The sequence below is a fragment of the Mesorhizobium sp. WSM4830 genome, from assembly GCF_055811495.1.
Genome location: NZ_JBVVQI010000032.1, coordinates 1 through 10,067, shown reverse-complemented (window position 1 = coordinate 10,067; position 10,067 = coordinate 1). Strand labels below are relative to the sequence as shown.

The window sequence follows — 10,067 nt, the reverse complement described above, 5'->3', positions numbered from 1 at the left end:
CCCTATTTTTTTTTTTTTGTTGGGGTCTGGCCCTCTGGTGGTGTTTTCCTCGCTCTTTTATATGTGGCGGGGCCCCCCCCCCCCCCCGGGGGGGGGGGGGGGGGGGGCCCGCCCCGCCCCCGGAGAGGGGGCTTCGTAGGGCGCACCCCTCTCCGTCTCGGCTTCGCCGAGCCACCTCTCCCCACTTCGTGGGGCGAGGAACCCAAGCTGGAATGAGCGGCGCTCAGCCACCCTCTGTCCTGCCGGGCATCGCCCACCTACGGAAGGTCGGATGCCATTCGCCAACACTCTTGCCGGATGTACAGGGGTTTCCCAGCAGCCTAATCTACAGGCCGAACGGCAATCTACAGCCGAGCCGAAACAGGGAGAGGGCGCTTGGGCGAGCACGATCCGAACGAAGAGCCGATCGAGACGGATTTCCGCAACGGCACAATCACCACCGTCGGCATCCTGCTGGCGTTCTCGCTGGGCTTCATCACGCATTGGGCCGCCAACCCGATACCATGGGAAATCTATCACCTGGCCGCCGTCGTGCCGACTTTGATCGGCATTGCCCTGCAGATACGAGCGCTGCGGTTGCTGCTCGACACAACGTCTCTACAACGGCGCGTTTATGAACGCGCCAATCGTATCTTCATTGCCGGCCTCATCGTCACCGCCTGCGGAGTTGGGCTGGCGATGCTGCTCGATTTCTACGACCTATCGACCAAGAGCGCGGTGCCCGGGGGCTAGCTCGGGCCATCCTGGCAGATGTCGCGCCATTCGGCGCTGGTCAGCGCCGCAATGCGTTCGGTTCGCTGCCACGGCCAGGAGGGGTCGGCAGCCCGCCGATCATCCTCGTCACCTCCGCTGCTGCATCGCGCACCAGCGGGCCGATCTCGGCCAGCCGTTCCGGCGTGACCCGCACCGTCGGCCCGGAGACCGAAACCCCGCCGATCGGCTCGCCGAATTCATTGAAGATGGCGGCGGCGACGCAGCGCATGCCCGGATGCCGCTCCTCGTCGTCGACCGACCAGCCGCGCAATTTGATCGTCACCAGGTCGCGGGCGAGAGCCGAGATATCGGACAGCGTATTTTCGGTGAAGCGCTCCAGCCCGGCCCGGCGCAGTATGGTGGCGACGCGTTCCGGCTCGAGATGCGCCAGCACCGCCTTGCCGATACCCGAGGCATGGAAGGAGCTGCGTGTGCCCGGCCGGAAGAAGGCGCGGATCGCCTGGTGCGTCTCGACCTGGCTGACGAAGACGACGCAATCGTCCTCGGCGACGCCGAGATTGGCAGTCTCGCCGGTCTTCTCCATCAATTCCTGCATGACGATACGGGCGCGGTCGACCAGCTTGCGGCGGCGCAGGAACGCCGCGCCCATGCGATAGGTCTCGACGCCGATCGACCACAGCTGGTCGGTGCCGTCGAACTCGACCATGCCATGGTTCTCCAGCGTCGTCAGCATGCGGTAGGCGGTGGATGCCGGCAGACCGGACCTGGCGGCGATCTCGCTCAGCGACAGGCCGCTGCCATCGGCGACGATTGCCAGGATGCGCAGCGCCCGGTCCAGCGACTGCACCGAAGCGGCCTCGGCCGGGCCGTTGAAAGAGCGCGGCCGGCCGCGCTGGCGTTTTTCGGTGGTTTCCATCGGGCCATTCTTCGCTCTGTTCGCCCAAACGAGCAATGAAAAAGTTTTTCATCGATTTGCGAAGCGAATTCGTGGAAAACAAAAGGGCCAATCAATTCAATTCATAAGAGCTTTTTTCTCGTAATGAAAAAATATTCTGAAAAAATTGAAAAATCGCCGTTGCGCTGGCATCATCGGCTATCAACAATTCCGTGGAGGCTGACATGGCCAGGATGCGCGCAGTCGACGCAGCGGTTCTCGTTCTTGAAAAGGAAGGCATCTCCTGTGCCTTCGGCGTGCCGGGTGCTGCGATCAACCCGCTCTATTCGGCGCTGAAGGCGAGGGGCAGTATCCGCCACATCCTTGCACGTCATGTCGAGGCGGCCTCGCATATGGCCGAAGGGTTTACGCGCGCCAGATCGGGCAATATCGGTCTGTGCATCGGCACCTCGGGTCCCGCCGGCACCGACATGATCACCGGCCTCTATTCGGCCGCTGCCGATTCTATTCCCATCCTCTGTATCACCGGGCAGGCGCCGCGCGCGCGTCTCAACAAGGAGGATTTTCAGGCCGTCGACATCGCCGCCATCGCCGCACCCGTCGCAAAATGGGCGGTCACCGTCATGGAACCCTATCTGGTGCCGATGGCGCTGCAGAAGGCGTTTCACCTGATGCGCTCGTCGCGGCCGGGGCCGGTGCTGGTCGATCTGCCGGTCGACGTGCAACTGGCCGAGATCGAGTTCGACATCGATGCCTACGAGCCGCTGGTGCCGTTCAAGCCGGCAATGTCGCGCGCCCAGGCGGAGAAGGCGCTGAAAATGCTCAATGCAGCCGACAAGCCTGTCATCGTCGCCGGCGGCGGCATCATCAATGCCGACGCGTCCGATCTGCTGATCGAGTTCGCCGAGGTCACCGGCGTGCCTGTCATTCCGACGCTGATGGGCTGGGGCGCGATCCCCGACGACCACCGCCTGATGGCCGGCATGTGCGGGCTGCAGACCTCGCATCGCTACGGCAATGCGACGATGCTTGAAGCCGATTTCGTTTTCGGCATCGGCAACCGCTGGGCCAACCGCCACACCGGTTCGGTCGACGTCTACACCAAGGGCAAGAAATTCATCCACGTCGATATCGAGCCGACGCAGATCGGCCGGATCTTCGCGCCGGACCTTGGCGTCGTCTCGGATGCCGGTGCAGCGCTTAAGATGCTGCTCGACGTCGCCACCGAGTGGAGGACGGCCGGAAAATTGCGCGACTGGTCGGGCTGGGCCGGCCAATGCCGGCAGCGCAAGAAGACGATGAAGCGCAAGACCCATTTCGACCAGGTGCCGCTGAAGCCGCAGCGCGTCTATGAGGAGATGAACAAGGCGTTCGGCCGCGACACCACCTATGTCACCACGATCGGCCTGTCGCAGATCGCCGGGGCGCAGTTCCTGCATGTCTACAAGCCGCGCAACTGGATCAACTGCGGCCAGGCCGGCCCGCTCGGCTGGACATTGCCGGCGGCCCTCGGCGTTCGCGCCGCCGATCCGGACCGTACAATTGTGGCATTGTCCGGCGACTATGATTTCCAGTTCATGATCGAGGAACTGGCGGCCGGCGCACAGCACAAATTGCCCTACATCCATGTCGTCGTGAACAACGCCTATCTCGGGCTGATCCGCCAGGCGCAGCGCGGCTTTTCGATGGATTTCGAAGTCAGCCTGGCCTTCGAGAACGTCAACCGGAAAGACGAGCCTGAGGCGGGCTACGGTGTCGACCACGTCGCCGTTGCCGAGGCGATGGGCTGCAAGGCGGTCCGGGTGCGCCGGCCGGAGGAATTCGCCGGTGCCTTCGAAGAGGCGCAGCGGCTGATGAACGAGCACCAGGTTCCGGTGGTGCTCGAATTCATCCTCGAGCGCGTCACCAATGTTTCGATGGGTACCGAAATCGACAAGATCACCGAATTCGAGGAGCTTGCCGAACATCACGAAGATGCCCCCACAGCGATCGTCATGCTCGATTAAGCCGCTTATGAGGAATTACCGCCATGCCACGGTTTTCAGCCAATCTTTCGATGCTCTTTGGCGAGCACGACTTCCTCGACCGCTTCGATGCCGCCGCCCACGCGGGCTTCAAGGGCGTCGAGTATATCGGCCCCTATGACCATGCGCCGGATGTCGTCGCGGCCAGGCTGAAGAAGAACGGGTTGACTCAGGTCCTGTTCAACCTGCCTGCCGGTGACTGGGCCAAGGGCGAGCGCGGCATCGCGATCCTGCCCGACCGCATCCCGGAGTTCCGGCAAGGCATTGCCAAGGTCGTCACCTATGCGCACGCGCTGGGCTGCGGGCAGGTCAATTGCCTCGCCGGCATCGCGCCGCAGGGCGTTGATCGCTCCGTGCTGGAAGACGTCTTCGCCGAAAATCTGGCTTTCGCGGCCGAAAAGCTGGAGCAGGCCGGCATCCGGCTGCTGATCGAGCCGATCAACACCCGCGACATTCCGGGCTTCTTCCTGAATTACTCGGATCAGGCCCTGGCGCTGATCGACCGCGTCGGCTCGAAGAACCTGTTCCTGCAATACGACATCTATCACATGCAGATCATGGAGGGGGATCTCGCCCGTACCATTGAGGCAAACCTCAACCGTATCGCGCATATCCAGCTTGCGGACAATCCCGGCCGTCATGAGCCGGGGACGGGCGAGATCAATTTTCCCTTCCTGTATAACCACATCGACCGCATCGGCTATTCCGGTTGGGTTGGGGCGGAATACAAGCCGAAGGGCGGAACGGAAGCGGGGCTCGGGTGGTTTCAGGACGCGGCCGGGCAGGGGAGTGTGGCGGCGTAGTGGCCGGGATGTAGCAACTGAGATCGCATTCCTTCGCGCCCCCCTTTGGCCTGCCGGCCATCTCCCCCACAGGTGGGGAGATCGGCAGTTCCGGCGCCGGCTTTTAACTTTCCCAGCCTCGAAAATTGGCGAAAGCGGCGGTGACATCCAATCTCCCTCCTTGTGGGGGAGATGGCCGGCAGGCCAGAGGGGGCGCGCAGGAACGCCGCCTTGACAAGAAATGGAGAACAACCATGGAAACCATCGGCTTCATCGGGCTCGGCATCATGGGCGCGCCGATGGCGGGGCATCTGCTTGATGCCGGCTATCAAGTCTTCGCCAGCGACCACCGCTCGAAACCGCCGGCCGATCTCATAGACAAGGGTCTGAAGATCGTCTCTGGCCACAGCGCCGTCGCGAAAACGGCCGACATCGTCATCACCATGGTTCCGGATACGCCGCAGGTGGCCGATGTGCTGTTCGGCGAAAATGGCGTCGCGTCCGGGCTGACAAGAGGCAAGCTGGTCATCGACATGAGCTCGATCTCGCCGATCGAGACCAAGGCCTTTGCAAAAAAGATCAACGACCTCGGCTGCGACTACCTCGACGCGCCGGTGTCGGGCGGCGAGGTCGGCGCCAAGGCGGCATCGCTGACCATCATGGTCGGCGGCGAGGAAAAAGCCTTCGAACGCGCCAGGCCTATCTTCGAGAAGTTGGGCAAGAACATCACCTTGGTCGGACCGAACGGCGTCGGCCAGACGACCAAGGTCGCCAATCAGATCGTCGTCGCGCTGACCATCGAGGCCGTCGCCGAAGCGCTTGTCTTTGCTTCAAAAGCCGGCGCCGACCCGGCCAAGGTCAGGCAGGCGCTGATGGGCGGGCTGGCCGCCTCGCGCATCCTGGAAGTGCATGGCGAGCGCATGATCAAGCGCAGCTTCGCGCCCGGCTTCCGCATCGAACTGCACCAGAAGGATCTCAATCTCGCGCTGGAAGGAGCAAAAGCGCTCGGCGTAGCACTACCCAACACCTCGACCACGCAGCAGCTATTCAACTCCTGTGCCGCCAATGGCGGCGCCAAGGAGGATCACTCGGCACTGGTGAGAGCGTTGGAGCGGATGGCGAATTTCGAAATTGGTTAGGGAACTTGCTGACCACTGGTCAATTTGAACTTGTCGATATCGGCAGCGATCCGCTTGAGGGCTAGAACAAGCATGCCGTTCTCGAAGGGTTCGTTAAGAGCTCCGTGAACCCACCGTTCACCGGCCAAGTTGCTGACGACCCGATAGTGAATTTCAGTAACATCCATGGCAGTCAAGGCTTCGGAATTGTCCGGCAGCCAAGTCTTCCGACCGGCGTTGACGTCGAGGAATTCTCGAAAGTCGGCTGGATTCTCAAGGTTGTAGACTAGCCGCATTACGCTATCTCTCGCCGCGTGGTAGCGGCCATTCGCCTCGTCGTAGAACTCCAATGGAGTGAGTGTTCTCAATGTGCCGATTGTACTCGCAAGAAGCGCGAGCCATTCACCCTCGTTTGAGAACGTTTCGAACATACCGGTCGCTCGTTCAATCCGCCGCTAGAAACTTCCGCGCCGCATAAAGGCTCACCGCCGCGGCATTCGACACGTTGAGGGAGTGGATGGCGCCGGGCATGTCGAGCCGGGCGAGCGTCGTCACCGTCTCGCGCGTTTTCTGGCGCAGGCCCTTGCCTTCGGCGCCCAGCACCAATGCGATCTTCTCTCCCGAAAAACTCGTTTCGAGTTCTGCCGGACCGTCCGAATCCAGCCCGATGGTCTGGAAGCCGGCCTCGTGCAGCTGCCCCAGCGCATCGGCGAGGTTCTTCACCTCGATCTGATCGATGTGTTCGAGCGCGCCGGAGGCCGACTTCGCCAGTACGCCGGATTCCTGCGGGCTGTGGCGCGCCGTGGTGATCAGTGCGCCGGCGCCGAAGGCCACTGCCGAGCGCAGGATCGCGCCGACATTGTGCGGATCGGTGATCTGGTCGAGCACCAGTACCAGCTTGGCGTCGCCAAGCGCATCGAGCCGCTTCGGTTTCAGCGGCTCGGCCTCGATCAGCACGCCCTGGTGCACGGCATCGGAGCCGGTGACCTTGTCGATGTCCCTGGGTTCGACCAGTTCCGCCTTGAAGGGCAAAGCGCCGAGATCGGCGATTGCCAGTCGCTCGGCAGCGTTGCGCGTCACCAGCATCTTCTTGATTTTGCGGCGCGGATTGTCGAGTGCTGCCCGCACCGTGTGCAGCCCGTAGAGCCGCACCAGGCCATCCGCCGGGTTCTCGCCGGGCGGCACCGGCTGGCGCGGCCTGAACGCCGGCGCGCCGCCGCTCTTCTCGTCGCGATGCGCCCGGCGCAGCTTGGCGTAGTGGGTATCTTTCGGGGTCTTGGATTTGTTATCGTTGCTCATGGCCGGCTTCTATAGCTGTGTCGTCCCGCCATGGATACAGCCGCATAAGCTGCTTGTCGGGCGAGGTGCGAAATTCAGCGCTTTTTGCCGGGCTGTTGCGGTTGACAGTTTTGGGCGCTGCCGCCATAAGGCGCTTCGCGGAAGGGCTGCTTTGGCAGCCGCAACGCGTCGATGCCTCGTTGCATGGCTCCGGCGGCAGACTGGAGAGGTGCCCGAGTGGTTAAAGGGGACGGACTGTAAATCCGTTGGCTATGCCTACGTTGGTTCAAATCCAACCCTCTCCACCACTGCCGGCCCGGAAGCCCTGAAACGCAGAGCGAGCGTCGGAGCGGATCCGATGCTTGACTAAAAGGCGCGGGTATAGCTCAGTGGTAGAGCAGCAGCCTTCCAAGCTGAATATGCGGGTTCGATTCCCGCTACCCGCTCCAGATTTCCCCCAGCCGCGGCGCACCTCCCGCACGATCCCGAAGCAGGCAGCGCCAAGAGAAGCGCTTTGCCGATAATTCAAGGTTGCGCGTCCAAACGGGCGCGCATCTTAATCTGTATTATCGATGTCCCGAACCACAGGCGGCGCTGGGCGACAGGCGTCAGCTCGCGAATTTGCTGAATATGGACGCGAGCTGGTTCTGCTGCGGTACTTGCCCGTTCGGCGTCAGCTGGTCGACAAGCCCGGGCAAGGCCGCGGACAATTGCTGGAGCAATTCCTGCTGGTTCAGACCCGTCCTTTGCGCGATCTCCTGGATGATCTGCGGGCCGAGGGCACTGCCCAGATCGTTGGGGTTGATCGGCTGGTTCTGACCGGTGTCGACCCACGAATTGGCGACGTTGCCGTGGCCGGCGTCCTTCAGTTTGTCGAGCAGGCCGCCCAGACCGCCGAGCAGTCCGCCGTCGGTGGATGCGGTTGTATCAGGCGGGACGGGGGCAGGGCTCTGCACCGCCTCCGGCTGGGCGGAACTTCCACCGCTCAGCATTTTTCCCACCAAAAGTGCGCCGAGCGCGATCATCAGCGGTTTGGCGACGTTGCCGCCGGGAACGGCATTGTCAAACAGTCCCATTGTGGATCTCCATGTCAAATTGCCCGTCCGTCTTCGACAATGACGCATTCATCGCGAATTTCAAGCCGGTTTGAGCTTTCCGTAATCATGATTTTCAAGTTGGCTTGAGCTTTGCTTAATAATGTGGAAGTAATCGGGTGCGGGGAACGGAGAGGAAAAATGTCAATATTAAGCTGGATTATTCTCGGCGTCATCGCCGGCTTCATTGGCAGCAAGATCGTCAATAAAAGCGGGCAAGGCCTTGTGCTCGACATCGTGCTCGGGATTGTCGGGGCTATCGTCGGCGGGCTCATCTTCAGCGCGTTTGGCGCGTCGGGCGTTACCGGGCTCAACATCTATAGCCTGATCGTAGCCGTGGTCGGTGCCGTGGTTGTCCTGTGGGCTTATCACCAGTTCAGCGGCAAGAGGGCACTCTAGAAGCCGTTCGGCAGTTGCGTCGGCATTCACCCGAATGCCGACCGCTACTCGCCGGCATCTCCGGTGACCGCGTGTTCTTCATATTGCGGCAGATCGTCGGTGATGGTGAACCACTTCGCCTTGGAGCCGACGAAGATGTGCTGTGTCGGGCGGATGGTCGGCTCGTCGATGAGGGTTCCCATGGCGACATGCACGAAGGCACCGTCGCGGACCACCGAATAAAGCAACGAGCCGCAGGTCTTGCAGTGCGCGTTATGGCCGGTTTCGTCGCCGAAGATCATGAGATTGTCCTCGCCGCTCGCCAGGCTCAAACTGTCGCGCTCGATGCCGGCGAATGGCTTGAAGGCCGAGCCGGTGGTGCGCCGGCAGTTCGAGCAGTGGCAGTTCGCGGCATAGACGAACGCGTCCGCCACCGCGTACTGAACGGCGCCGCACAGGCACTTTCCGGCGAGCGTGCGATTGCGTGAATTCTGGTTGTCATCCGGGCTTGCCACGCGCTCCTCCCATTATGCAGGCCGATTTCAGTTTCAAGCGACGACCGTCAACCGGCGCTTGCGCTCGTCGAGCGAGACGATGGTCAACCCGCTGGCCACCACCAGCAGGATGCCGCAGATGGCCAGCGCATTCGGGAGCTGCCGGAATACCACCAGGCCTGAAATCACCGCCCAGACGGTAAAGCAATAGTAGAACGGCGCCACCACGCTGGTCGGCCCGACGCGATAGGCCATGAAGATGAAGAAGTGGCCGAAGATCAGGAACAGTCCGGCGCCGCCCATCAGCAGCAGGTGACGGGTCCCAGGCACCACCCACTGCTCGGAAACCAGATGCGCAACGCCGGCGCCCGCGAGCACCACAATCACCGCGGAAATAGCCACGACCATTCCCGGCACGTCGGCGGCGACCTTGCGTCCGGCCAGATCGCGCGCCGCGGACAGAGCCGCATTGCCTAGCGCCAGCAGGGCATAGACCGAAATCCCTTGCATCGTCGGTTGTGCCACCATCACCGCGCCGACAAAGCCGAGCCCGATCAGCGCCAGGCGCACCCCGCCGATCCGTTCGCCGAACAACATCGAGGAGCCGACCAGCATCAGCAAGGGCGTGATCTGCCCGAGCGCGGTCGAATCGGCGATCTGCATGTTGGCGAGCGCCACGACGTAGCAAAGGATAGCACCCAGTTCGAGCAGGTTCCTGCGCAAAACCTTCGCGTCCAGGATCAGCGGGATCTGCTTGCCATAGCCAAGCATGAACAGCAGCGGAATGCCCCACAATGTTGCCGCAGCGCCGCGCAGGAACAGCACCTCGTAGGGCGGCAGTCCCGCGGTTGCGAGCTTCATCATCGTGTCGTTGACGATGTAGGACCCGGTCGAAACGACCATGAACAGCGGGCCTCGTATGGCAGTCGGGATGAAATGCATCGGCCCACGAAATCAGACCGGCGCCAGGGCGGCAATGGGCCAGATCCGGCCGTAAATCCGTCAAAGCCGTCAGCCGCCGCCGTAACCATTCCATTTGCCCTTGTTCGTTCCTATATCCGCGCCACATTCTCCGAAACCGGATCACGCGTTCGGGCGGGCGAGCGCGCTCGGCGACAAGGCACTTGTGTTTTTCGGCCTTAGTCGCTAATCGCCCCGCATTCGACTGAACTGAAGGTCCAGGCCGTCCCCAGGCCGTCCAAGGAAAGAGACTATGGCAAAAGGTAAATTCGAGCGCACTAAGCCTCATGTGAACATTGGCACGATTGGTCACGTCGACCATGGCAAGAC

11 protein-coding genes, 2 tRNA genes and 1 pseudogene are annotated in these 10,067 nt (G+C 62.2%); 8 read left to right on the top strand and 6 right to left on the bottom strand.

Annotation, left to right across the window (positions count from 1 at the left end; genetic code table 11):
* Positions 1 to 375 precede the first annotated feature (375 nt).
* Complete coding sequence (locus tag AC0L2Y_RS28745) at positions 376 to 732, top strand: hypothetical protein (protein ID WP_473561161.1); 357 nt, start codon at positions 376 to 378, stop codon at positions 730 to 732.
* A gap of 40 nt (positions 733 to 772) precedes the next feature.
* Here AC0L2Y_RS28745 and bhcR read toward each other — a convergent pair whose 3' ends face one another.
* Entirely contained in the window at positions 773 to 1,630 is an 858-nt protein-coding gene (gene bhcR / locus AC0L2Y_RS28740; protein ID WP_473561159.1) for an HTH-type transcriptional regulator BhcR, read from the bottom strand.
* A gap of 203 nt (positions 1,631 to 1,833) precedes the next feature.
* On the opposite strand from bhcR, the gene gcl reads away from it, so the two are divergent.
* From gcl to AC0L2Y_RS28725, 3 genes are all read left to right on the top strand, one after another.
* Complete coding sequence (gene gcl, locus AC0L2Y_RS28735) at positions 1,834 to 3,615, top strand: glyoxylate carboligase (protein ID WP_473561158.1); 1,782 nt, start codon at positions 1,834 to 1,836, stop codon at positions 3,613 to 3,615.
* A gap of 23 nt (positions 3,616 to 3,638) precedes the next feature.
* Positions 3,639 to 4,436: a hydroxypyruvate isomerase gene (gene hyi, locus AC0L2Y_RS28730; RefSeq protein WP_473561156.1), complete on the top strand. Its 798-nt coding sequence runs from the start codon at positions 3,639 to 3,641 to the stop codon at positions 4,434 to 4,436.
* A 233-nt stretch (positions 4,437 to 4,669) separates the two neighbouring features.
* Positions 4,670 to 5,554, top strand: coding sequence for a 2-hydroxy-3-oxopropionate reductase (locus AC0L2Y_RS28725; RefSeq protein WP_473561154.1), 885 nt, complete (start codon positions 4,670 to 4,672; stop codon positions 5,552 to 5,554).
* Here AC0L2Y_RS28725 and AC0L2Y_RS28720 read toward each other — a convergent pair.
* Entirely contained in the window at positions 5,551 to 5,964 is a 414-nt protein-coding gene (locus tag AC0L2Y_RS28720; RefSeq protein ID WP_473561153.1) for a hypothetical protein, read from the bottom strand. The two genes, AC0L2Y_RS28725 and AC0L2Y_RS28720, sit on opposite strands and share 4 nt — an antisense overlap.
* A gap of 13 nt (positions 5,965 to 5,977) precedes the next feature.
* Positions 5,978 to 6,832: a TrmH family RNA methyltransferase gene (locus AC0L2Y_RS28715; RefSeq protein ID WP_473561151.1), complete on the bottom strand. Its 855-nt coding sequence runs from the start codon at positions 6,830 to 6,832 to the stop codon at positions 5,978 to 5,980.
* Between the two features lie 202 nt (positions 6,833 to 7,034).
* Here AC0L2Y_RS28715 and AC0L2Y_RS28710 point away from each other — a divergent pair.
* Both AC0L2Y_RS28710 and AC0L2Y_RS28705 read left to right on the top strand, forming a co-directional pair.
* A tRNA-Tyr gene (locus AC0L2Y_RS28710) sits at positions 7,035 to 7,119 on the top strand.
* A 67-nt stretch (positions 7,120 to 7,186) separates the two neighbouring features.
* Positions 7,187 to 7,260, top strand: a tRNA-Gly gene (locus AC0L2Y_RS28705).
* A gap of 159 nt (positions 7,261 to 7,419) precedes the next feature.
* Here AC0L2Y_RS28705 and AC0L2Y_RS28700 read toward each other — a convergent pair.
* Positions 7,420 to 7,887: a YidB family protein gene (locus tag AC0L2Y_RS28700; protein ID WP_473561149.1), complete on the bottom strand. Its 468-nt coding sequence runs from the start codon at positions 7,885 to 7,887 to the stop codon at positions 7,420 to 7,422.
* A 159-nt stretch (positions 7,888 to 8,046) separates the two neighbouring features.
* Here AC0L2Y_RS28700 and AC0L2Y_RS28695 point away from each other — a divergent pair, with 159 nt between their 5' ends.
* Entirely contained in the window at positions 8,047 to 8,304 is a 258-nt protein-coding gene (locus AC0L2Y_RS28695; RefSeq protein WP_023717513.1) for a GlsB/YeaQ/YmgE family stress response membrane protein, read from the top strand.
* Between the two features lie 44 nt (positions 8,305 to 8,348).
* Here AC0L2Y_RS28695 and AC0L2Y_RS28690 read toward each other — a convergent pair whose 3' ends face one another.
* Together AC0L2Y_RS28690 and AC0L2Y_RS28685 are read right to left on the bottom strand one after the other, a co-directional pair.
* A complete protein-coding gene (locus tag AC0L2Y_RS28690; RefSeq protein ID WP_473561148.1) occupies positions 8,349 to 8,798 on the bottom strand; it encodes a GFA family protein in 450 nt (149 codons plus the stop codon).
* Between the two features lie 33 nt (positions 8,799 to 8,831).
* Positions 8,832 to 9,719, bottom strand: a complete 888-nt coding sequence (locus tag AC0L2Y_RS28685) for a DMT family transporter (protein ID WP_473561147.1) — start codon at positions 9,717 to 9,719, stop codon at positions 8,832 to 8,834.
* Positions 9,720 to 9,990: 271 nt separating this feature from the next.
* Here AC0L2Y_RS28685 and AC0L2Y_RS28680 point away from each other — a divergent pair.
* Positions 9,991 to 10,067 (top strand): annotated as a pseudogene (locus AC0L2Y_RS28680) (GTP-binding protein); the annotation flags it as partial.

Excerpts from the sequence above, each read along its gene's own strand:
- AC0L2Y_RS28685 (WP_473561147.1), bottom strand. The coding sequence starts at position 9,719 with ATGCATTTCATCCCGACTGCCATACGAGGCCCGCTGTTCATGGTCGTT.
- AC0L2Y_RS28715 (WP_473561151.1), bottom strand. The coding sequence starts at position 6,832 with ATGAGCAACGATAACAAATCCAAGACCCCGAAAGATACCCACTACGCC.
- AC0L2Y_RS28700 (WP_473561149.1), bottom strand. The coding sequence starts at position 7,887 with ATGGGACTGTTTGACAATGCCGTTCCCGGCGGCAACGTCGCCAAACCG.
- bhcR (WP_473561159.1), bottom strand. The coding sequence starts at position 1,630 with ATGGAAACCACCGAAAAACGCCAGCGCGGCCGGCCGCGCTCTTTCAAC.
- gcl (WP_473561158.1), top strand. The coding sequence starts at position 1,834 with ATGGCCAGGATGCGCGCAGTCGACGCAGCGGTTCTCGTTCTTGAAAAG.
- AC0L2Y_RS28725 (WP_473561154.1), top strand. The coding sequence starts at position 4,670 with ATGGAAACCATCGGCTTCATCGGGCTCGGCATCATGGGCGCGCCGATG.
- AC0L2Y_RS28695 (WP_023717513.1), top strand. The coding sequence starts at position 8,047 with ATGTCAATATTAAGCTGGATTATTCTCGGCGTCATCGCCGGCTTCATT.
- AC0L2Y_RS28720 (WP_473561153.1), bottom strand. The coding sequence starts at position 5,964 with ATGTTCGAAACGTTCTCAAACGAGGGTGAATGGCTCGCGCTTCTTGCG.
- hyi (WP_473561156.1), top strand. The coding sequence starts at position 3,639 with ATGCCACGGTTTTCAGCCAATCTTTCGATGCTCTTTGGCGAGCACGAC.